We start from the raw sequence: 21,498 nt of genomic DNA on the forward strand, positions 1-21,498 counted from the left end.
CTCCGCATCACTCACCGGGCGGTTGCGGCTCGATCGCCGGGGCCCGGCCGAAAATCTTCGCCGCCAGGGCCCGCCCCGTCGGGGTGGCCGCCAGCCCGCCCAGGGCCGTCTCCTTCAGCGCCCGCGGCATGCTGGCGCCGATGCGGTACATCGCCTCGATCACCTCATCGGGCGGAATGACGCTCGTCACGCCGGCCAGGGCCAAGTCGGCGGCGACGAGGGCGACGGCCGCCCCCATGGCGTTCCGCTTGACGCACGGCGCCTCCACCAGCCCGGCAACGGGATCGCACACCAGACCGAGGAGATTTTTCAACGCGATGGCCACCGCTTCGCCCGACTGGCGCGGCGTGCCGCCGGCCATCTCCACAATGGCCGCCGCCGCCATCGCCGTGGCCGAACCCACCTCCGCCTGGCAGCCCCCGGTGGCCCCGGCGATAAAGGCGTTGTTGGCGATGATGTAGCCGATGGCCCCGGCCGTGAACAGGAAGCGGATCTGCTGCTCGCGCGTCGCCTCCAGCTTTTCCGAGAGGGCAAACAGCGTCCCCGGCACGACGCCGGCAGCGCCGGCCGTCGGCGTGGCCACGATCGTGCCCATGGCCGCGTTCACTTCGTTGACCGCCATCGCCTTGGACACGGCGTCGAGCACCGTGTGGCCGGACAAGAAGGTTCCCCGGGCCAGGTATTCCTGCACCTTCTTCGCCGCGCCGCCCGACAGGCCGCTGCGCGAGCGAATGTCCTCGGTGATGCCGCGCCGGACAGCCTGTTCCATCACCTCGAGGTTTTGGGCCATCTGGCGCCAAATCTCCTCGCGGCTGCGCCCGGAGACGGCCATTTCCGCCTCGATCATCACCTCGGAGATCGGTTTTTGTTCCCGTTCGCACCGTTCCACCAGTTCCTTTATGCTCCGAAAGTGGGCCATGGTCCCCGCTCCTTTGCCTGTCCCTTAAACCGGGTGAACGTAATTGGCCGCGAGCACATGCGGGATGGCCGCAATCTCCCGGATGACGTCCTCGGGGAGCGCTTGATCGGTCTCGATGACCATCAGCGCTTCGCGCCCGCGCTCGCGGCGCGCCACTTCCATGTGCCCGATGTTGATGGCGTGCTTGGCCAGCACATTCGACACCGCGGCGATCATCCCGTATCGGTCCTCATGAAGCACCAAAAGCGCCGGGTGGTTGCCAGAAAGCTTCAGGGCAAACCCGTTCAGCTCGACGATCTCAATCTTGCCGCCGCCGATGGAGATCCCAACCAGTTCCAGGCTCCCCTTTTCGTCGCGCAGGAGCACGCGAGCGGTGTTGGGGTGGGGCGCCTCCTCGTCGGACAGGCGGAACTCCACCCGAATGCCGTGTTCGGCTGCGATCTCGAGCGCCTGCGGAATGCGCGGATCAAACGTATCGAAATCGAGGATGCCTCCGACGATGGCCACGTCGGTGCCGTGCCCGCGGTAGGTTTGGGCGAAGGACCCGTAAAAGGTGATGACGGCCTCCTTCGGCTCGCGGCCGAACAGCGCGCGCGCCGTGCGGCCGATGCGGGCAGCACCCGCGGTATGGGAGCTGGACGGCCCGATCATGATCGGGCCGATGATGTCAAACACGGAACGGTATTTCATCCACGCTGCCTCCCCCTGTGGGCAACCCGTTCAACCGCATTCCCGTTTGTCCTTAGCCGTTTAACGGCGTAAGCGCTTCCGCTCTTCCTTCTTTCATTTTATCCGGTCACCAGCGAGACGGCGAGGGTGCCAGGACCCACGTGGGCGCCGACCACCGGCCCGATCTCCGCCACGTCGACGGCCCCCTCAACGCGAAACATCGCCTGGACCCGTTCCCGAAGCGCCGCCGCTTCCTCCGGCACGGCGGCGTAGAGCACCGCCGCGCGCACCGGCCGGTCGCCGACGCGCTCCGCCAGCAGGGCAAAGAGGCAGTCGAGGGCCTTTTTCTTCCCGCGCACCTTGTCGGCAACGCCGATCTCGCCCTCTTCCAGCGTAAGCAGGGGCTTCACCTGCAACAGGCTGCCCACCAGCGCGGCGGCGCGTCCAATGCGCCCGCCCTTGTGCAGGTACTCGAGGGTGTCCACCAAAAAAAAGACGTGCGTGTTCGCGCGAAGGCGGTCCACCAACGCGATGCATTCGTCCGCCGCTGCCCCGCCCCGGGCCGCTTCCGCCACGCGCCGCACGATGTACCCCATCGGATACGCCGTCAGCTTCGTATCGACAACGATGACCTCGGCTCGGTCGGCCACCAGCTGCTTGGCCACCGCTGCCGCCTGCAACGTGCCGCTGAAGCGGGCCGACAGGTGGAGGGAGAGAATCGTCGGCCGCGTCTCGCCGGCGCTGGCGATGATCCGCTCGTACACGGCCACAAACTCGTGCGGCGACGGCTGGGACGTCGTCGCCGGGACACCGGCTTGCCGCATCCGCTCGTAAAAGGCTGCCGGTGTGATGTCCACCCCGTCGCGGTAGCTTTCGCCGCCGATGCGCACCACGAGCGGCACCACGGCTATGCCGAGGCGCTCGGCCGTCTCCGGCGGGAGATCCGCCGTGCTGTCCGTCACCACGTACACCCCATCCGCCATCGCCTCCTGTCGGATTCCTGTCGCTTTCGCGGTCTTGATAGCGTCTGGCTCACTCCACAGAAAAGATAAAGGAATAGACCGGTTGCCCGCCGCGGTGGGCCTCCACTTCCAGCTCCGGCCACGCCGCGGCGATGGCGGAAACCACGTCCTCCACCGTTTGGTCGTCGACGCCGGCGCCGGCGAGCACGGTGACAAGCGACGCATCCGGATCAATCAGCGCCTCCATGAGCCGCCGCACAATCGAGAGCAGTTCCGATCCGGCGGCCACGATCGCCCCTTCGGCAATGCCGAGGTAATCCCCCTGCCGAATGGCCACGCCGCCCGATACGCTGTCGCGCACCGCGGTGGTGACGAGGCCCGTCTTCACCGCGGCGGCGGCATCCAGCATGGCGGTACGGTTTTCGTCGAGAGAACGGTCCGGATCAAAGGCCACCATCGCCGCCAGGCCTTGGGGGATCGACCGGGTGGCCACGACGACCGTCGGCACGTCCACCAGCGTCGCCGCCTGCTGGGCGGCCAGCACGACGTTCCCGTTGTTGGGCAGCACGATCACCTGCCGGGCGCCCGTCCGCCGAATGGCTTCCGCAATCGCCGCGGCGGATGGGTTCATCGTCTGCCCGCCCTCCACGACGACATCGACCCCAGACCTGTTCGCGCATGTTCTCGATTTTGACGCGGAGCAATTCGCCGTACGCTTGGGCGAGGTTCAGCACGGTGCCGGGCGTCTCCGTGTGAAGGTGGACCTTGACGAGCTTCTCGTCGGCCACAACGAGAAGCGAGTCGCCGTATGGGCTCAGCGCCTGACGGAAGGCGTCCTCCCGAAAGGCGTACGCTTTGGCCGGATCGAGAGCGATGAGCACCTCCGTGCAGTAGCCGTAGGCGATCTCTTCGGTGCGGAAGTGGGCTTGCGCGGGCCGCGGGGAAACGGGGACGTCTGCAGGCGTCGGCGCGCCGGCTCCCGCCCTTGAAAGCGCTTCCGCTTGCACCCGCGCCCCCTCACCCCGCAACGCGTCGAGAAAGCCTTCGTAGACGCAGACCAGCCCCTGTCCGCCTGCATCCACCACGCCGACCCTTTTCAACGTGGGCAAGAGCTCCGGCGTCTGGCGCAGGGCCGCGCGGGCCGCCTCGAGCGCCTCCGCCATCACGGCGACCACGCTGTCCGCCCCCGGAGCAATCGCCATGGCGCGGGACGCGGCTTCCCGGGCCACGGTCAGCACCGTTCCCTCCACCGGTTCGAGCACGGCCTGATACGCCGTCTGCACGCCGGCCTCGAGCGCTTGGGCCAGGCCGAACGCATCGAGGTCAACACGATCCTGACACGCTTGCGCAAACCCACAGAAAAATTGGGACAAAATGACACCGGAATTGCCGCGGGCCCCCATCAACAGGCCGCGAGAGAAGGCCGCCAGCGCCCGCCCCAGGTGCGCCTCGGCCGCGCGCTGCAGCTCGGTGACACCCGCCTCCAGGGTCAACGTCATGTTCGTCCCCGTATCGCCATCGGGAACCGGAAAGACGTAAGCCGACACATCCATGGGGCCACGCCCCTTGTGCTGCTTACGTCCGAGCAACTGTCCTCGAAAACGCCTACCGACCATTGTACACAACGGGGGCCCATTTGGAAAGGCAACACGCCTTCGCCCGCCTTCGCCATGCCTTGCATCTTTTCCGCAGCTGTGCTAAGATGAACGCGGTGTTTTTCCCGGCCCCCACCGTATCGACCCGAAACGTGAGGAGGTGGCGAAATGGCACGCGTCTGCTATGTGACGGGGAAACGCCCGTCGACGGGGCACAAAGTGAGCCACTCGAACAAAAAGTCCAAGCGCCGCTGGATGCCCAACCTGCAAAAGGTGCGCATTCTCGTGAACGGCAAACCGAAGCGCGTGTGGGTGAGCGCCAAGGCGCTGAAGTCCGGGAAAGTGCAGCGCGTCTGAGCAAAGCCCCAGGCGCGCTTTTCCTTTTTGGCACCCTTCGACACCGTGCAGGACGTAAGCGCAACACCGTCCCGCGGCGACGCGAGAAGGGGAAGGGATGATGATGCGGCGCCTTTACCACAGGCTTTTCGTTGACTACTGGAACCCGTACGTGGCCGTCGGCCTGGCGGGCGTCCTCAGCGCCCTGTATTTCGGCGTGACCGGAACCGTCTGGGCGGTAACCGGCGAGTTTACGCGCTTCGGCGGCCACCTGTTGCAGGCTCTGGGGGTGGACATCTCCCAGTGGGCCTATTTTCAGATGATCCGCATGAACGGCACACCGTGGACGCGCACCGACGGCTGGATCGTTCTTGGCATGCTGTTCGGTGCACTGATCACCGTGCTGTTGGGCAACCACTTCAAGCTGCGGGTGCCGCAGCAGAAGCGTCGCCTGCTGCAGGGATTTCTCGGCGGCGTCCTTGCGGGATTTGGGGCCCGCATGGCCCTCGGTTGCAACCTGGCCGCCTTTTTCACCGGGGTGCCGCAATTTTCGTTCCATTCCTGGATCTTCATGGTCACCACGGCGGTCGGCACCTACCTCGGCGTCCAAATCGTGCAAACCCCCTGGTGGCGAGGCAAACCGAATCTGACGCGCGTGGCGGGCAAGCCGGTGCTGGCCACCGCGCAACCTCCGCGTCGGAAGGTGCAGCCGCTGTTGGGGCTGCTGGTGCTGGCCGTTTTTGTCGCCATCGTGGGGCATTACCTGTTTGTGGGTAAACCCTTGCTTGCGGCAGCCGCGTTGTTTGGTGCCGGGTTCGGCATCCTGATTGAGCGGGGACAAATCTGCTTCACCTCCGCCTTCCGCGATCTCTGGGTCAGCGGCCGCGCCGTCATGACGAAAGCGCTGGCGGTCGGCATGATGATTTCCGTCGTGCTCACCTTCTGGTTGATTCAGTCCGGCATTCCGCCGGTCATCAAGGTGGCCGCCCCCAGCACCGCGCTGGGCGGGATCCTGTTCGGGCTGGGCATCGTCCTTGCCGGCGGCTGCGAAACCGGTTGGATGTACCGCGCCATGGAAGGGCAGGTCCTGTTCTGGGTGGTCGGCGTGGGCAACATCACAGGGGCAACCCTGCTGGCCTACGCCTGGGACCATCTCGGCCTCTATTCTGCCCTCACGGAGGGCTGGACGCCCGTCAACTTGCTTGAAACCTGGGGCCCCTGGGGCGCGCTGTTTGGCACCCTGGCCATGCTGCTCTGCTGGTTCCTCCTTGCATCGTGGTGGGAAAAACACTACCGGTTTGGCCGGGGGCTGAAAGCAACGGAACCGCGCCTCATCCCCCAGAAAACCACACTGCGCTGAGGAAGGGGGGGAAACGGATGGCCGAGGAATGGAAAGCGGATTTCCTCCTCGATATCCGCGGCGAGCCATGACCCTATCCGGTCATGTATGCGCTGGATGCGCTGAATCAGATGAAACCGGGAGAAGTGCTCTTGGTGATTGCGGACTGTCCCCAGTCCTTTCGCAGCGTACCCGAAGAGGTGGTCAAACACGGGTACGAGCTGATGCGTGAACCGGAGAAACGCGGACAGGATCTCTATTTCTACATTCGCGTTCCGCGTCCGTAATCCGCATGGCATCATCCCCCACCGTTTCCTTCTAAACAAAAATGCGTGCAGACCTTTTTTCGAACGTCCTTGGCCTGCACGCGGGAGGCTTCGGTGGGGGCTTTTTTGTGCCGGACATTATTTTTTGCCGAAAAGGCCCAACATCACCTTCACGAGTCCGCCCAAAAACCGCGGGAGTTTGATGGTGTAAAACCGCACACCTACCCCTCCTTGATCCCCTCCGTGATGACGGCACCTTCACGTTAGTAACAGTATATTCAGCCGGTGCCGAGACATGTGCGCAACACTCAAGAAGGGGAGCGGAGGGCGACGCCTCGCTGTGCTTCGGCACGAATGGCGGCGATGGCCGCGCGGCGATCGGCGGCCCCGAAAACGGCTGACCCGGCGACCAGCACATCGGCGCCGGCCTCGGCCACGTGACGCGCCGTTTGCGCGTTGATGCCCCCGTCCACCTCGAGGCGCACGTGCGAAAGGCCCCGTTCATCGAGCCAGCGGCGGACCGTGCGGATCTTGGCCAGCACGCCTGGAATGAAGGCTTGTCCCCCAAAGCCAGGGTTGACGGTCATGAGCAGGATCAGGTCAAGGTCTTCCAACAGGTAGGCCAGCGCTTCAGGCGGCGTCGCGGGGTTGATCGCCACGCCCGCCTTGGCACCGGCCTCCTTGATCTGGTGGACGACACGGTGCAGGTGGACGCAGGCTTCCTGGTGCACGGTGAGGATGTCGGCTCCCGCACGGGCGAACGCCGGAATGTACCGCTCCGGCTCTTCGATCATCAGGTGCACATCGAGGGGCAACGTCGTATGGGGCCGCAGCGCCTCGACGATCATCGGGCCGATCGTCAAGTTGGGCACGAAATGCCCGTCCATCACGTCCACGTGAATCCAATCGGCCCCGCCCGCCTCAACGGCCTTCACCTCTTCGGCCAGGCGGGCAAAATCGGCCGACAAGATTGACGGAGCCACAAGGATCATCGTCAGTACCTCCGCGCTTCTCTCTCGCGTATCTCGGTCAAAAAGGCCAGGTAGTGGCGATAGCGGGACGGGGGGATCTCCCCGAATTCCGCCGCGGTGCGCACGGCGCAGTCCGGCTCCTTCACGTGCAGGCACCCGCGGAACCGACAGCCTTCCGCTGCGCGGCGAATCTCCGGAAAGCAGGAGGCCAGCTCCTGCGAGGAAATGTCGAAGAAGTCGAGCTGGCTGAAGCCCGGCGTGTCGGCGACGAAGCCGCCGCCCGGCAGGCGGATCAGCTCCACGTGGCGGGTGGTGTGCCGCCCGCGGCCGAGCTTGCGGCTGATGGCCCCTGTCGGCAGATTGAGGTCCGGTATGAGGGCGTTGAGGAGGCTCGATTTGCCCACGCCGGACTGGCCCGCAAACACGCTGACGCGGTCCTTCAGGTGCGCGGCCACCTCGTCCAGGCCGCGACCGGTAACGGTGCTCGTGGCCACCACCGGATAGCCGGCCGGTTCATAGAGGCGCCGCACCGCGTCGATTTCCTCCTCGTCGCCGGCCAAGTCCACCTTGGTCAGGACGAGAAGGGCATCAAGATTCGCCCGTTCCACGTGCACCAGGAACTTGTCGGCAAGCAGCGCGCTGAAGTCCGGCTCGCGAAGGGAAAAGACGAGCACTGCCTGTTCAACATTGGCGACGGGCGGACGGACGAGGGCGTTCTGACGCGGGGCCACCTCCGTCACCACGCCCTCGCCCGTACCGACGGGCTCAAATTCCACCCAATCGCCGACAAGGGGGGTGATGCCCTTTTTCCGAAACACCCCCCGTGCGCGGCACTGCCAGAGCTGGTGGCCATCGAAAACGGTGTAGAAACCGCCTACGGCCTTGACAATCCGGCCGGTTGCCATCGCATCACCTGCCTCGAACGGAGTCGTGCGGTATCCGTATTTCAGGTTTTGTCGCTTTCGATCACGTCGCGGTAGCGGACCGTCTGGCGGTTGACCAGCCGGCCGTTTTGGTACACCTGGATCACCCCATCGGCATGGGGCGCAAGGATGAGCGGCACCTCAACGGTTTCCGGACGCGACACGGTGCGGCTGACCACGGTGAGCGGAACGCCGCGGGCATCCTGCACCTGGACGGTGACATCGGCCTTGCCGCCCTCGGGCAGCACGAGCACCTCCTCCACCACTTCCACGGCGTCGTCCTTGAGTCCGCCGCTCACCCACACGTCCACCGAGGCTCCGGGTTGGACGTTGTCCCCCGCGTTGTATGGATACTGGCGAAACACCGTCCCCTTGGGCCAATAGCTGCGCTCCTCGCGTACGCTGCCGAGCTTGAGGTTGTGTTTTTGCAGCGTGGCCTCGGCTTCAGCCAAGGTCAGCCCGGCCAGCGACGGCATGGCGATCGTCTCCCGCCCTTTGCTCACGACGAGGCGCACGCGGGTCTCCTGCGGAACCACCCGATCCCCCGGGGCCGGTTCCTGACGGATGACGTGGCCCGGCGGCACCTCGTCGCTGTACTCCTCGTCAACCGTCCGGCTCAAGAAGGCGGAAAGCAGCTGTTCGGCCTGGCTGCGCGGCATCCCGCGCACGTCCGGAATCTCCACTTTCTCGGGCCCCTGGCTGACATACAGGGTGACGGTGCGCCCCTTTTTCACCACCATGCCGGCCGACGGTTCCTGGCGGATCACCACGTCGCGCTCCACTTCGTTGCTGGAGCGCGGCACCACGTCGGCGCTCAGCCCGGCCTCTTCCAGCTTCTTCTTGGCCAGGTTCACGTGCATGCCCTCGACACGCGGCACCGTCACGTCGGGCACAATCAACAGGCCCATGGCGTAGTTGAAGCCGAGCAGGCCAAACACGAGCCCGATGAAGATGGCCAGCGTCCACCCGAGGGCGCGCATAACCCGCTGATGCCGATTGGGCCCTTTCGCCGCCTCGGCGCGCGCCGCCCCGTCCGCCTCGTCGGCCCCCTCCCCGGATCCGCCCGGCGCGTCGTCGGAACGCGTGGGGACCGCCTCCACAACCCCGCCCACGATGGGAAGGACTTTGGTTTCTTCCAGATCCTCCTCGTCGATCGGCGGCTCCCACACCGGCTCGTTTTGCCGCTCCGGCAACAGGGCCGTCTTCAGGTCCTCCAGCATCGCCTCGGCCGAGGCGTAGCGATGGCGCGGATTCTTGGCCAGCGCCCGCCGGACAACGTTCTCCAGGCTCTGCGGAATCTCGGGGCGAAGGCGGCGCGGGGGCACAAATTCGGCCTGCAAATGTTTGAGGGCCACGCTGATCGGCGAATCGCCGGTGAAGGGCACCTGACCGGTCAGCATCTCGTACAAGACGACGCCAAACGAATAGAGATCGGACTTCTCGTCGGCAACGCCCCCACGGGCCTGCTCGGGCGACAGGTAGTGGACCGACCCGATCATCGACCCGGTGTGGGTAATCGTGTTGGCCGTTTTGGCCCGGGCGATGCCAAAATCGGTCACCTTCACCTCGCCGTGCTTGCCGATGAGGATGTTCTGCGGTTTGATATCGCGGTGAACGATGCCGTTCTCATGGGCGTGGGCCAGGGCCGACAAGATCTGCACGCCGATGGCGACGGCCTCGTCAGGTGGCAGCGGCCCGCGGCGCTGGATGTACTCCTTCAGCGTTTCCCCGTGCACGCATTCCATCACGATATAGTGAATGTCGCCGTCTTGGCCCACGTCGTAGATGTTGACCACGTTGGGGTGACTCAGGCTGGCCACCGCGCGCGCCTCACGGTGAAAGCGACTGACGAAGTCGTCATCCTGGTCGTCTTGCTCGCGCAGCACTTTCACGGCCACGACGCGACCGAGCAGATGGTCTTTGGCCCGATAGACGACGGCCATCCCCCCGCCGCCCAAGCGGGAGAGAATCTCGTACCGCCCGCCCAACACCTTGCCGATCATCGCGCCTCACCTCGATTCTCCCCCTGGTTGCGCAACACCACGACCGTGATGTTGTCGTCGCCGCCCGCTTCGTTGGCCCGCGACACGAGGCGGTCGACGGCTTCGGTTGCCGTTGGCGAGGAAGCGAGAATGGCCGAGAGGTCGTCTTCGGTCACCAGCGAGGAGAGGCCGTCGGAACAGAGGATGAGGGCGTCACCGCCTTGCCAGGTGAAGCGCGTGACGTCGACGCGCACCCCCGAATCGGTGCCCAACGCCTGGGTGAGCACATGGCGCTGGGGGTGATGCTCTGCCTCCTCGGGAGACAGGTGACCGTGCTTGACGAGTTCGTTGACCAGCGAATGGTCCTCCGTCAGGCAGACCACACGCCCGCCGGTCAGCTGGTACGCCCGGCTGTCGCCGACATGGGCCACCACGCCACCTTCCACCCGGGCGATGGCCGCCACCACCGTCGTACCCATGCCGGCACACGCCGGATGGGCTCGCGCATGGGCGAACACGGCGTCGTTGGCGCGCAGGACCGCTTCGCGCAACGCCTCCCCGAGCTCATCCAGGGAGGCGCTTAGCAATGCGCGCATCTCGTGCACCACCGTCTCAACGGCGATCTGGCTGGCCACCTCCCCCGCCTGATGCCCGCCCATCCCGTCGGCCACCACGGCCAGCACCGTTCCCCCCTCGTCCACGACCAAGGCCGCGCGGTCTTCGTTGACGCGGCGAACCTGGCCGATGTCGCTCTTCCACGCGGCGTCGATCAATTCGGGTCACCTCGCCCCTTCGACTGCGGCTTGGCGCCGTTTTTGCCGGTTGTGTTGGGCGCGCAGCTGACCGCACGCCGCGGCGATGTCGCTGCCGTGTTCGCGGCGAATGGTCGTCGGGATCCCGTGGCGCTGCAGGATGCGTTGGAAGCGGAAGATTTCGTCGCGCGGGGTGCGAACGTACTGGCGCTCCGGCACATAGTTGACCGGGATCAGGTTGACGTGGCAAAGCAGGTCGCCCACGAGCCGGGCCAGCTCCTCGGCGTGCTCCGGCCGGTCGTTCACGCCGCCGAGCATGGCGTACTCAAAGGTGATGCGCCGCCCCGTCGTCTCGACATAGTAGCGGCAGGCCTCCATGAGCTCCGCCAAGGGGTAGCGGCGGTTGATGGGCATGATGCAGGAACGCAGCTCGTCGTTCGGCGCGTGCAAGGAGACGGCCAGCTTCACCTGCAGCTTGGCGTCGGCGAAATCGTAGATGCGGGGCACGATCCCGCTCGTCGACACGGTAATGTGCCGCTGGCCGATGTTGAGCCCCTTGTCGTGGTTGAGGATGGACAAAAAGGTCATGAGCGCCTCGTAGTTTTCGAAGGGCTCGCCGATGCCCATCACGACGACGTGGCTGGCCCGCTCCCCTTCGCGGTCGAGAAAGCGTTGCGCCTCCACCACCTGGGCGACAATTTCCCCCGCCGAAAGGTCGCGCACCTTCCCGCCAATGGTCGACGCGCAAAAGGTGCAGCCGATGCGGCAGCCCACCTGCGTCGTGACGCACACGCTGTTGCCGTAGCGGTGACGCATGATCACCGTCTCGATGGCGTTTCCGTCGCGCAGGGCGAAGAGGAATTTCACCGTCCCGTCCTTCGACACCTGGCGCTGGAGCTCACGAACCGCCGCCACGTCGAAGGTCTCGGCAAGTTTTTCGCGCAGCGCCTTGGGCAAGTTCGTCATCGCCGCAAAGGACGTCACGCGGTGGACGTAGAGCCATTCGTAAAGTTGCGTGGCCCGAAAGGCCGGCTCGCCCATGTCCACCAGGCGCTGGCGCAGCGCGTCATACGGAAGGTCATACACCAAGGGGTTCAATGCCGGTCACCTCGTTTTCGCAAGCGGGCCAAATAGAAGCCGTCGCTGCCGAAATGATGGGGCAGGATCTGCACGCCGCCGGTCTCGGGATCGATGCGGTCGGCCACGGCGGCCAGGCGCGCGGCCACCCCTGAAGGATCCGGCTCCATCTCGGGGTGATCGGCCAGGAAGGCGCGGATCTGCTCGCCGTTTTCGCGCGGCTCGACGGTGCAGGTGGTGTAGACGAGGACGCCGCCCGGCCTGAGCGCCCGCGCGGCAGCCTCCAACAGTTCCCGCTGCAAGGCGACGAGGGCGTCGATGTCCTCCGCCGTCTTGCGCCACTTGATTTCCGGACGGCGGCGGATCACGCCGTAGCCGCTGCACGGGGCGTCGAGCAGCACGGCGTCGAAGGCCTCCGGCCAGCGCATCCCGGCTTCACGCCCGTCGGCGCACACCGGGCGCACGATGCTTAGGCCAAGGCGCGCCGCGTTTTCGGCGATGAGCGGAAGTTTGTGTTCATGGTCGTCGACGGCCACCACTTCGCCCCGGTCGTCCATCCGCTCGGCCAGGTGCGTCGCCTTTCCGCCGGGCGCGGCGCACAGGTCAAGGACGCGCGCACCTGGCGCGGGGTCGAGAAGGCGGGCCGCCAGCATCGCGCTTTCGTCTTGCACGGTGATCCACCCCTCGCGATAGGGGGTGGAACGGGCGACGTTTCCCGGCCCCCCGGTGAGGCGCAGCCCGTCCGGCGACAGGCGTGACGGGATCGCTTCCCAGCCCTCGGCAGCCAGGCGGGCGGCCGCCGCTTCCCGCGTCGCCTTCAAGCGGTTGACGCGGACGGCGACGGGTGCCGGCGCGTTGTTGGCCGCGCACATGGCCCGCGTCTCCTCCGGCCCGTACACCGCCTCCCAACGCGCGATGAGCGCCTCCGGATGGGACAGCTCGAGGGCTTTCCGCGTGAGCGCGGGCAGCTCGGGCGGAACGAGCAGCTGCTTCCCCTCGCGCACCGCGCGGCGCAGCACGCCGTTGACCAGGGCGGCAATCCCTTTGTGCCCGCGCCGCTTGGCGATCTCCACCGCCTCGTGAACGACAGCGTGGTCGGGAACGCGTTCCAGGTAGAAGAGCTGATACAGGCTGAGGCGCAGGAGCACCTTCACCCAGCGGGCCAGTTTCTCGATGGGCCGCTCGAGCATGCGGACAAGGGCCCAGTCGAGGGTGTTCTGCCGCTTGAGCGTGCCGTACACCAGTTCGGTCGCCAAGGCCTTGTCGCGCGGCGCGGTGCGCGGGAGCACGCGGTGAAGGGCCAAATTGCTGTAGGCCCCCTGGGCCTCCACGGCCACAAGGGCCTCGAGCGCCGCCTCGCGGGCGGTGAGCGTCGGCGCTTTCGCATCGATCGGCATCGGGTCGTCCCTCATCTCGCGTCGGTCTGGGACTGCGGATGGGCGGTTGGGGTCGCCGTGCGGTCCGGCATGCTCATTCCGCTTCCATGCCGAGCCGCGTCCCCGGCGCCAGGACGGCGCGTCCAGCCCCGCGCAAATAGTGTGCCACCGGCATGCGCGTCTTACCGGCCGGCTGCACCTCTTCCAGAGCAAAGAGGCCGTCGCCGGTGGCCACCACCACCGCGCGTTCCTCCACGGCCACCACCGTACCCGGCGGCGCGTCGGCGCGACCGGGACGCGGCGTGCCCCACCACACTTTCAGCACCTGGCCGTCCGCCGTCGTCGTGTAGGCCACCGGCCAGGGATGAAGCCCGCGCACGCGGTTGTACACCGCTTCCGCCGGCGCCGTCCAGTCAATGCGCTCGTCGGCCCGCGTCAGGTTGGGGGCGTAGGTGGCCTGGGCGTGATCCTGCGGCTGCGGTGTGATCTCCCCGCGCAGCCACCGGGGCAGCGTCTCCAAAAGCAACTGGGCTCCCGCGCGCGCCAGCTTGTCGTGCAGCGTGCCGGCCGTGTCGGTCCGCTCGATCGGCACGCGCACCTGGCTGAGGATGTCGCCGGCGTCGAGGGCTTCCGCCATCGTCATGATCGTCACGCCCGTCTCCGTCTCCCCGTTCAGGATGGCGCGATGGATCGGCGCACCGCCACGGTACTTGGGCAGAAGCGAGGCGTGCACGTTGAGGCAGCCCCGCGGCGGGGCCTCGAGGAGCGCCTTAGGCAGGATTTGCCCGTAGGCCGCCGTCACCACCACGTCGGGGCGGAAGGAGAGCACCGCGTCCACGGCGGCCGGTTCGCGCAGCCTCTCCGGCTGCAGGACGGGAATGCCCGCGGCCTGTGCCCGCACCTTTACCGGCGGTGGCGTCAGCACCCGTTTGCGGCCCTTGGGGCGGTCGGGCTGCGTCACCACCGCCACGACTTCATAACCGGAGGCGAGCAGCGCTTCGAGGCTGGGTACGGCAAAATCGGGCGTGCCCATGAACACGACGCGCGCGCCCACGGCTCATTCCTCCTCGTCGGCCGCTTCGCCGCTGTGCTTGGCCAGCTCGTCCTTGTCGTACAGCCGCTCGGCGATGTCGATGAACAGCCGGCCGTTAAGGTGGTCGACCTCGTGCTGCAGGGCGCGAGCCAGGAGGTCTTCCCCTTCCACGACGATCTCCTGACCGTGGCGGTTGAGGCCCTTCACCTTGCAGTATTTCGCCCGCCGCACGTCGCCGTACAGGCCGGGGATGCTGAGGCACCCTTCCGGCCCCACCTGTTCGCCGCTCATCTCCACGATTTCCGGATTGATGAGTTCGATCAGCCCGTCGCCGACATCGACGACGATGACGCGCTTGAGCACGCCCACTTGGGGGGCGGCCAGCCCCACCCCGTCCGCGTCGTACATCGTCTCCGCCATGTCGTCGAGGAGCTTGAGCACGTTGGGCGTGATCTTGGTGACCGGTTTGGCCACCTGGCGGAGCAGCGGATCGGGATGCTTCACGATCATGCGAATGGCCATCGGCAGTCCTCCTCTCGCGCGCCGCCCGTCACCACAGGACCATGGGGTCGACGTCCACCGACAGGCCCACGCCCTGGGCGGACAGCGCGCGCTCCACTTCGGCCAGCACCGCTTTGACGGCTGGCTTCACGAGCGACTCATTCTTATATTTTAGCACGCATTGGAACCGGTAGCGATCGTTGACGCGCAGCACCGGCGAGGGGCTGGGGCCCAACACCTGGGCCGTGTCGTCCACGGCGCGGCGAATGCGCGCCGCCACGTCGCCGGCGGCCTTCTGCACCGCCCGGACGTCGCGGCCGGACAGGGTGAGCAGGATGAGCCGGGAAAAGGGCGGGTACATCCCCTTGCGCCGCACGGCGAGCTCCCGTTCGGCAAAGGCGGCATAATCGTGGGACTGGGCCAGCCGGATGCTGTAGTGCTCCGGCGCGTAGGTTTGCACGATCACCTCGCCCGGCCGCTCGCCCCGCCCGGCCCGCCCGGCCACCTGGGTGAGCAGCTGGAACGTCCGCTCGGCGGCGCGGAAGTCGGGCAGGCGGAGCAGCGTGTCGGCGGCGATGACGCCGACCAGCGTCACGTTGGGGAAATCGAGCCCCTTGGCGATCATCTGCGTGCCCAGGAGCACGTCGGCCTCGCCGCTCCGAAAGCGGCCCAGCAGCACCTCGTGGGCCCCCTTGGCCCGCGTGGTGTCGACGTCCATGCGGATGACGCGGATGCCGGGAAAGGTGCGGGCGAGCGCCTCCTCGACGCGCTGCGTGCCCGCGCCGAAGTAGCGAACGTGCGGGCTTCCGCAGCTCGGGCAGCGCGCCGGCTCCGGTTCGGCGTGGCCGCAGGTGTGGCAGCGCAGCATGCGACCAGCCAAATGGTAGGTGAGGGACAGGTCGCAGTGTGGGCATTGGGCCACGTAGCCGCAGACGCGGCAGAGGACAAAGGTGGCGTAGCCGCGGCGGTTCAAAAAGAGCACCACCTGCTCGCCGCATGAAAGCCGCCGCTCGATCGCCTCCCGCAGGCGGCGGCTGAACATCGAGCGGTTGCCCGCGCGCAGCTCCTCGCGCATGTCGACCACCGTCACCGTCGGCAGCCGGCCGCCGCCGGGGCGCTCGGTCAGCACGATCCGCTCGATGCGGCCGCTCTTGCTGGCGGCGTAGGTTTCCAGCGCTGGCGTGGCGCTCCCCAGGACGAGGACGGCGCCGTGGCGCTCAGCCCGCCACCGCGCCACGGCGCGGGCGTGGTATTTAGGCTGTTCCTCCTGCTTGTAGCTCGTCTCGTGCTCCTCGTCGATGACGAGGAGCCCCAGCCGCGTGAAGGGGGCGAACACGGCCGAGCGGGCCCCCACGGCCACGTCCACCTCGCCGCGGCGAATCTTGCGCCACTCGTCGTACCGCTCGCCGACGGACAGGCGGCTGTGCAGCACGGCCACGCGCGCGCCGAAGCGCCCCTTGAAGCGCTCCACCATCTGCGGCGTGAGGGCGATCTCCGGCACGAGAACGATGGCCTGCCGCCCGCTTTCCAGCGTACGCGCGATGGCCTGGAGATAGACTTCCGTTTTGCCGCTGCCCGTCACGCCGTGCACGAGCAGCGTGTGCGGCTGCCCGGAGGCGAGGGCTTCGGAAATGCGACAAACGGCGGCCTCCTGCTGGGCCGTGAGGGGCGGTGGCGAAGAGGGGGCAAAGGACGCCGCCGCGTAAGGGTCGCGGTAGACCTCCTCTTCCACCAGGTGCAAAAGCCCCTTCTCCACCAGCGCCGTGACCGCGCTGCGCGGCGCCCCCGCGGCAGCGAGCAGGTCGGCGAGCGTCGGCGGATGGGGCGCGGCCAGGAGGGCGTCGAGCACGGCGCGCTGGCGCACGGCGCGCGGAGAGAGGGCGTCGCGCGCCCGCCGAAGCGCCTCCGGATCCACAGCCGGCACCACGCGCGTCACCGTCTTGGTCCCCGCGCGGTCGACGGCGGCGTAGAACACGTCGAGGACGCCTTCCTCCACCCATCGCCGCATGAGCGCCGCCGCGCCGGGAAAGCGTTTCATCGCTTCGTCGAAGGTCAGATGGCCGCGGCGGCGGAGCGCCTCCACAAAGGCGGCCTCCTCGGCCGACGGCGCGAGGAGCGGCGGCGGCTCGCCGCGCAGGCGCAGGCGTTTCTCGGTGCGCGCCTTGAGCGCCGACGGAAGCATCGCCTGGTAGGCGGCACTCCGCGGGCACAGGTACGCCTCGGCCATCCACGCCCCCAGCGCCACCAGCTCCTCCGTCAGCGGCGGCTCGGGGTCGAGCACGGCGGCGATGGCCTTCAGCGCTTTGCCCGCCGCCTCCGTTTTCCCATCCGCCTCGTCGACGTCGACGACAAACCCGATCACCTGTCGCGGGCCAAAGGGAACGAGCACGCGGATGCCGACGCGCACCAAAGGGGAAAGCGCCGGCGGCACGGCATAGTCGAAGGGGCGGTCCACCGCCGCTACGGGCACGTCGACGACGACGCGGGCGATCATGAGACGCGCCGCACGCGCTGGGCGATGAGGGAAAGCAGCCGTGCGGCCACCTCGCGCTTCGGCAGTTTGGGCCATTCGGCGACCAGCCCGTCGCGGTCGTAAACCGCCACGATGTTCGTGTCCGCGCCGAAGCCGGCCCCTTCCTGCGTGACGTCGTTGGCCACCACCAGGTCGAGGTTCTTGCGCTTCAGCTTCTCCTGCGCGTAGTCGGCCACGCGCTCCGTCTCGGCGGCAAAGCCGACGAGAAACTGGTGGGCTTTCCGCTCCCCCAGCGTCTGGAGGATGTCCGGCGTGCGCTCCAGCTCGAGCACGAGCGTCTCGGCGCCCTTTTTCATCTTCTGCGCGTGAACCGTCTTCGGGCGGTAGTCGGCCACGGCGGCCGCCTTGATCACGACGTCGACGCGGGGATAGGCGTCAAGCACGGCCTCGTACATCTCCTGGGCCGTCGTCACCCGCACGACGCGCACGTCCGCCGGGGGCTCCAGCGCCGTCGGCCCGGTGACGAGGATCACCTCGGCGCCGCGGCGGGCCGCTTCCTCAGCGATGGCGTACCCCATCTTTCCCGACGAGCGGTTGGTCAGGTAGCGCACCGGGTCAAGGGCCTCCTGGGTCGCCCCCGCCGTGACGAGAATGCGCAGGCCGGCCAGGTCGCGCTGGCCTGCCAGAAGGGCCTCGGCCGCGGCCGCAATCGCCTCCGGCTCGGCCATGCGCCCCTTCCCCGTCCAGCCGCAGGCCAAATACCCCTCGCCCGGCTCCACCACGTGCCAACCCCACGCCCGCAGCCGCGCGAGGTTGGCCTGCACCGCCGGGTGGCGGTACATGTTGACGTTCATCGCCGGGGCAAGGAGCACCGGTGCCCGCGTGGCCAAGAGGACGGCCGAGAGCATGTCATCGGCCAGGCCGCAGGCCGCCTTGGCCAAAAAATTGGCCGTCGCCGGGGCGACGATGACGAGATCGGCCCGGTCGGCCAGGTCGATGTGGGCGATGACGCGCGGGTCCTTTTCCTCCAAGACATCGGTGTGGACCGCGTTGCGCGACAGGGCCTGAAAGGTGAGCGGCGTGACGAAGCGGGCGGCCGCTTCCGTCAGGATGACGTGGACGTCGGCCCCCTGCTGCACCAGGCGGCTGGTGAGGGCCGCCGCCTTGTACGCCGCGATGCCCCCGGTCACGCCAAGGAGGATCGTCTTTCCCTTCACCGCAAATTCGCTCCTTTGCAAAAAAAGACAACCTGCCGAACCAGGTTGTCACGCGCCGTTTGTCTCGTCGTCGACGGTGACGCGGCCGGCCTCGATCTCCTCCAGGGCCACGCCTACCGGTTTTGCCGAATACGGCTGGTCCACGAGGGGTTTCTCCTTCTCCTTCAGCTGGCGTGCCCGCTTGGCCGCCACCGTCACCAACGTGTATTTGCTGTTGATGCGTTCCATCAGCTTGTCGATCGACGGATACAGCACGGCTACTTCCCCTCCGCAAGCAGCTTCTGGTAGCGTGGCATCAAGCGGTCACGGCGGCAATGTTCCGCCGTCACAATGGCCCGAATGCGCTCGCAGGCATGCTCCACGGTGTCGTTGACGACCACGTAGTCGTATTCGGCCATCATGGCCAGCTCGGCGCGTGCCGCCTCCAGGCGCTCGGTGATGGCCGCGTCGCCTTCGGTCCCGCGGCCGAGGATGCGGCGCCGGAGTTCCTCCATCGACGGAGGCACGAGGAAGATAAAGACGCCCTCGGGATACCGGCGCTTCACCTGCATGGCGCCCTGCACTTCGATTTCGAGGAGCACGTCCTTGCCCGCCTCCAGCATCTCCTCCACGAAGCGGCGCGGCGTGCCGTAGTAGTTGCCGACGTACTCCGCCCATTCAAGGAGCTCGCCCCGTTCGATCATCCGCTCAAACTCTTCCCGCGTCTTAAAAAAATAGTTGACACCCTCCTGCTCCCCTGGACGGGGGGGTCGGGTGGTGGCGGACACGGAGTAGACGAGGTTCGGGCAGACCTTCCGCAACGCCGCGCACACGGTTCCCTTGCCGACGCCCGAAGGACCGGACAGGACAATGAGCAAGCCTTTCTCCGCGTTCATGTCGCGTTCTCCTTCTCGGTCGGGTTTGTCGCGCGCGAATCCGAATCCTCCCGTTACCGGTTACTCCACGCCCTCGTCGTCCTTGCTCTGCTGCCCGCCGAGGAGGCGTTGGGCGACGGTTTCGGGCTGCACCGCCGACAGGATCACGTGTTCGCTGTCGGTGATGATCACCGCCCGTGTGCGGCGGCCATAGGTGGCGTCGATCAGCATGCCCTTGTCGCGCGCCTCCTGGATGATGCGCTTGATCGGCGCCGACTCGGGGCTGACGATCGACACGATGCGGTTGGCGTTGACGATATTTCCAAACCCGATGTTGACCAGTCTTATGCCCATCCTGGAACCTCCGTCCCGGTTACTCGATGTTTTGGACCTGCTCGCGGATCTTTTCCAGTTCGCTCTTGACGTCCACCACAAGCTGGCTGATCTCCAGATCGTTCGCTTTGGCGCCAATGGTGTTGATCTCGCGGTTCATCTCTTGGACGAGAAAGTCGAGCTGACGCCCGATCGGCTCGTCCCGGGTCATCCACTCGCGAAAGTGCCGACAGTGGCTGCGGAGGCGGGTGAGCTCCTCCGCCACGCTGGTCCGTTCGGCATAAAGGGCCACTTCGGTTAAAAACCGCCCCTCATCCACCGCCACGTCGACCAACAGCTCGCGCATGCGGTTTTCCAAGCGCCGGCGGTAGGCCTCCACCGCCTCCGGCGCCCGCTGCGCGATGGCGTCGATGCACGCCTCCACGCGGGCGACGCGCCGCTCCAAATCTGCCGCCAGTTGCGCCCCTTCCGCTTCGCGCATCGCCCGTACCGTCCGCGCGGCTTCGTCCACCGCCGCAAGCAGCGCAGGAAGCACGCGCTCGCCATCGAGGGCGCTTTCGCCCACCACGAACACGCCGGGCAGCGTCAGCACGTCGCGCAGCGTCAAGCCCTCGTCGATGGCCAAGGCCTCGCGCACGGCGTCGACGGCGGCGCAATACCCGTGCAAAAGCCCCCAATCCACCGTCACGGTGCGGGGCGCATTGCCGTCCGTGGTGACGGAAACGTAGACGTCCACGCGCCCGCGGGCGATATGCCGCTGCACGGCGCGCTTGATGGCCTCTTCGGCAAAGAGGAACTCGCGCGGCATGCGCACGGCGATCTCGCAAAACCGATGGTTCACCGTGCGGATTTCAACGGAAAAGGCAAAGCCTTCGGCGCGCCCCTGACCGCGCCCGTATCCCGTCATGCTGCGGATCATGCCCATCCCTTCCACTGTCCTTATTGTAGACAAAACGGGCGCGAAAAACAAGAAGAAGCGTGCAATCGGGAGAAAAACCGAGAAAACGCGGTCGTAGTCAAACGTAACGGCGAATGGCGCGCATTGCGTTTTCCGCCAACCACGTGCCCGTAAAGACGGTGTGGGCCGGCCCGGTCATGAACACGTGGCCGGTTCCCTCATCCCATTCGATGTGCAGCGTCCCGCCGGCCAGGTGCACCCGCGCCGCCCGAGCCGTGCGGCCGGTCAGCGCACCGGCCACCACCGTGGCACAGGCGCCGGTGCCGCAGGCCAGCGTCGGCCCGACGCCCCGCTCCCACACGCGCATGTCCACTTCGTCCGGCCGGCGCACGGAGACAAACTCCACGTTGGTGCGCTGGGGAAAGAGCGGGTGCGCCTCCAGCTTCGGCCCCCATTCGGTCACGGGAAAGGTCGGCGCATCGTCGACGAAGACGACGGCGTGGGGATTGCCCATCGACACCGCGGTCACGGCAAAGGTCCGCCCGTCCACCGTCACCGGGTGGTCCACCACCGGCGCGCGGTCGACGGCGACGGGGATCTTCGGCCCTTCGAGCACCGGCGGACCCATGTCCACCTTCACCGCACCGACGCGCCCGTCGGATACATCGAGCCAAATGCGCTGCACGCCGGCACGCGTCTCTACGGTGAGCGCTGCCCGCGAAACCAGGCCCTGTTCAAAGGCGAACTTGCCCACGCAGCGGATCGCGTTGCCGCATTGCTCCGCCTCGCTGCCGTCGGCGTTGAAAATGCGCATGGACACGTCGGCGCGTTCCGACGGGAGCACGAACACCAGCCCGTCGGCCCCGACGCCGAAATGGCGGTCGCAGACGGCTTGCGCCAGGCCGCACGGATCGTCGGGCAGCCGGTCGGCGGCCACCACGACAAAGTCGTTCCCCAGCCCGTGCATTTTGTGAAAGTTCATTCCCGTTCGCCCCATCCGTTTCAAAGATCGAACACCATTA

At 67.1% G+C, this 21,498-nt stretch carries 23 protein-coding genes and 1 pseudogene; 3 read left to right on the forward strand and 21 right to left on the reverse strand.

The window, feature by feature from the left end:
- Nucleotides 1-7: 7 nt before the first annotated feature.
- From sdaAA to IEX61_RS12760, 5 genes and pseudogenes are all read right to left on the reverse strand, one after another.
- The gene (sdaAA, locus tag IEX61_RS00930; RefSeq protein ID WP_188816552.1) at nt 8-919 is read right to left on the reverse strand and encodes an L-serine ammonia-lyase, iron-sulfur-dependent, subunit alpha; all 912 of its coding nucleotides are present in this window, start codon (nt 917-919) and stop codon (nt 8-10) included.
- Nucleotides 920-943: 24 nt separating this feature from the next.
- Nucleotides 944-1,609, reverse strand: coding sequence for an L-serine ammonia-lyase, iron-sulfur-dependent subunit beta (gene sdaAB, locus IEX61_RS00935; RefSeq protein ID WP_054673308.1), 666 nt, complete (start codon nt 1,607-1,609; stop codon nt 944-946).
- 98 nt (nt 1,610-1,707) lie between these two features.
- Nucleotides 1,708-2,571, reverse strand: a complete 864-nt coding sequence (fakB, locus tag IEX61_RS00940) for a DegV family protein (protein ID WP_188816553.1) — start codon at nt 2,569-2,571, stop codon at nt 1,708-1,710.
- 49 nt (nt 2,572-2,620) lie between these two features.
- Entirely contained in the window at nt 2,621-3,181 is a 561-nt protein-coding gene (locus tag IEX61_RS12755) for a hypothetical protein (protein ID WP_373288385.1), read from the reverse strand.
- Between the two features lie 94 nt (nt 3,182-3,275).
- Nucleotides 3,276-4,166 (reverse strand): annotated as a pseudogene (locus IEX61_RS12760) (DAK2 domain-containing protein); the annotation flags it as partial.
- Nucleotides 4,167-4,313: 147 nt separating this feature from the next.
- Between IEX61_RS12760 and rpmB the strand changes: the two are divergent.
- The 3 genes from rpmB (at nt 4,314) to IEX61_RS00965 (ending at nt 6,107) form a co-directional block, all read left to right on the forward strand.
- Nucleotides 4,314-4,502: a 50S ribosomal protein L28 gene (gene rpmB / locus IEX61_RS00955; protein ID WP_188816555.1), complete on the forward strand. Its 189-nt coding sequence runs from the start codon at nt 4,314-4,316 to the stop codon at nt 4,500-4,502.
- Between the two features lie 103 nt (nt 4,503-4,605).
- Nucleotides 4,606-5,841, forward strand: a complete 1,236-nt coding sequence (gene yedE / locus IEX61_RS00960; protein ID WP_188816598.1) for a selenium metabolism membrane protein YedE/FdhT — start codon at nt 4,606-4,608, stop codon at nt 5,839-5,841.
- Nucleotides 5,842-5,924: 83 nt separating this feature from the next.
- A complete protein-coding gene (locus tag IEX61_RS00965) occupies nt 5,925-6,107 on the forward strand; it encodes a sulfurtransferase TusA family protein (RefSeq protein WP_054671877.1) in 183 nt (60 codons plus the stop codon).
- A gap of 117 nt (nt 6,108-6,224) precedes the next feature.
- Here IEX61_RS00965 and spoVM read toward each other — a convergent pair whose 3' ends face one another.
- The 16 genes from spoVM to dapF form a co-directional block, all read right to left on the reverse strand.
- Nucleotides 6,225-6,305: a stage V sporulation protein SpoVM gene (gene spoVM / locus IEX61_RS00970; protein ID WP_054671872.1), complete on the reverse strand. Its 81-nt coding sequence runs from the start codon at nt 6,303-6,305 to the stop codon at nt 6,225-6,227.
- 89 nt (nt 6,306-6,394) lie between these two features.
- Nucleotides 6,395-7,078 (reverse strand): ribulose-phosphate 3-epimerase, encoded by a 684-nt coding sequence (gene rpe / locus IEX61_RS00975; RefSeq protein WP_054671869.1) that lies wholly within the window; start codon nt 7,076-7,078, stop codon nt 6,395-6,397.
- Nucleotides 7,079-7,080: 2 nt separating this feature from the next.
- Complete coding sequence (gene rsgA, locus IEX61_RS00980; RefSeq protein ID WP_188816556.1) at nt 7,081-7,962, reverse strand: ribosome small subunit-dependent GTPase A; 882 nt, start codon at nt 7,960-7,962, stop codon at nt 7,081-7,083.
- Nucleotides 7,963-8,003: 41 nt separating this feature from the next.
- Entirely contained in the window at nt 8,004-9,983 is a 1,980-nt protein-coding gene (pknB, locus tag IEX61_RS00985; protein ID WP_188816557.1) for a Stk1 family PASTA domain-containing Ser/Thr kinase, read from the reverse strand.
- Entirely contained in the window at nt 9,980-10,735 is a 756-nt protein-coding gene (locus IEX61_RS00990) for a Stp1/IreP family PP2C-type Ser/Thr phosphatase (RefSeq protein WP_054672608.1), read from the reverse strand. Before IEX61_RS00990 ends, pknB begins: the two co-directional genes overlap by 4 nt.
- Nucleotides 10,736-10,741: 6 nt before the next feature.
- Nucleotides 10,742-11,812, reverse strand: coding sequence for a dual-specificity RNA methyltransferase RlmN (gene rlmN, locus IEX61_RS00995; protein ID WP_054672610.1), 1,071 nt, complete (start codon nt 11,810-11,812; stop codon nt 10,742-10,744).
- Nucleotides 11,809-13,188, reverse strand: coding sequence for a 16S rRNA (cytosine(967)-C(5))-methyltransferase RsmB (rsmB, locus tag IEX61_RS01000; RefSeq protein ID WP_188816558.1), 1,380 nt, complete (start codon nt 13,186-13,188; stop codon nt 11,809-11,811). Before rsmB ends, rlmN begins: the two co-directional genes overlap by 4 nt.
- Nucleotides 13,189-13,261: 73 nt before the next feature.
- A complete protein-coding gene (gene fmt / locus IEX61_RS01005; protein ID WP_188816599.1) occupies nt 13,262-14,200 on the reverse strand; it encodes a methionyl-tRNA formyltransferase in 939 nt (312 codons plus the stop codon).
- Nucleotides 14,201-14,224: 24 nt separating this feature from the next.
- On the reverse strand, nt 14,225-14,722 hold the full coding sequence (def, locus tag IEX61_RS01010) for a peptide deformylase (protein WP_054673292.1): 498 nt from the start codon (nt 14,720-14,722) through the stop codon (nt 14,225-14,227).
- 28 nt (nt 14,723-14,750) lie between these two features.
- Nucleotides 14,751-17,195: a primosomal protein N' gene (gene priA, locus IEX61_RS01015; RefSeq protein ID WP_188816559.1), complete on the reverse strand. Its 2,445-nt coding sequence runs from the start codon at nt 17,193-17,195 to the stop codon at nt 14,751-14,753.
- Complete coding sequence (coaBC, locus tag IEX61_RS01020; RefSeq protein ID WP_188816560.1) at nt 17,192-18,391, reverse strand: bifunctional phosphopantothenoylcysteine decarboxylase/phosphopantothenate--cysteine ligase CoaBC; 1,200 nt, start codon at nt 18,389-18,391, stop codon at nt 17,192-17,194. Before coaBC ends, priA begins: the two co-directional genes overlap by 4 nt.
- A 48-nt stretch (nt 18,392-18,439) precedes the next feature.
- Nucleotides 18,440-18,646, reverse strand: a complete 207-nt coding sequence (gene rpoZ / locus IEX61_RS01025; protein ID WP_054672693.1) for a DNA-directed RNA polymerase subunit omega — start codon at nt 18,644-18,646, stop codon at nt 18,440-18,442.
- A gap of 2 nt (nt 18,647-18,648) precedes the next feature.
- Entirely contained in the window at nt 18,649-19,266 is a 618-nt protein-coding gene (gene gmk / locus IEX61_RS01030) for a guanylate kinase (RefSeq protein ID WP_054672696.1), read from the reverse strand.
- A 60-nt stretch (nt 19,267-19,326) separates the two neighbouring features.
- Nucleotides 19,327-19,599, reverse strand: a complete 273-nt coding sequence (gene remA, locus IEX61_RS01035) for an extracellular matrix/biofilm regulator RemA (RefSeq protein ID WP_054672698.1) — start codon at nt 19,597-19,599, stop codon at nt 19,327-19,329.
- 19 nt (nt 19,600-19,618) lie between these two features.
- Nucleotides 19,619-20,497 carry a YicC/YloC family endoribonuclease gene (locus tag IEX61_RS01040; RefSeq protein ID WP_054672702.1) on the reverse strand — a complete coding sequence of 293 codons (879 nt, stop codon included), beginning with the start codon at nt 20,495-20,497 and terminating at the stop codon, nt 19,619-19,621.
- Nucleotides 20,498-20,594: 97 nt separating this feature from the next.
- On the reverse strand, nt 20,595-21,458 hold the full coding sequence (gene dapF / locus IEX61_RS01045; RefSeq protein ID WP_188816561.1) for a diaminopimelate epimerase: 864 nt from the start codon (nt 21,456-21,458) through the stop codon (nt 20,595-20,597).
- Nucleotides 21,459-21,498 lie beyond the last annotated feature (40 nt).

The organism is Calditerricola satsumensis (genome assembly GCF_014646935.1).
Classification (GTDB): Bacteria; Bacillota; Bacilli; order Calditerricolales; family Calditerricolaceae; genus Calditerricola; species Calditerricola satsumensis.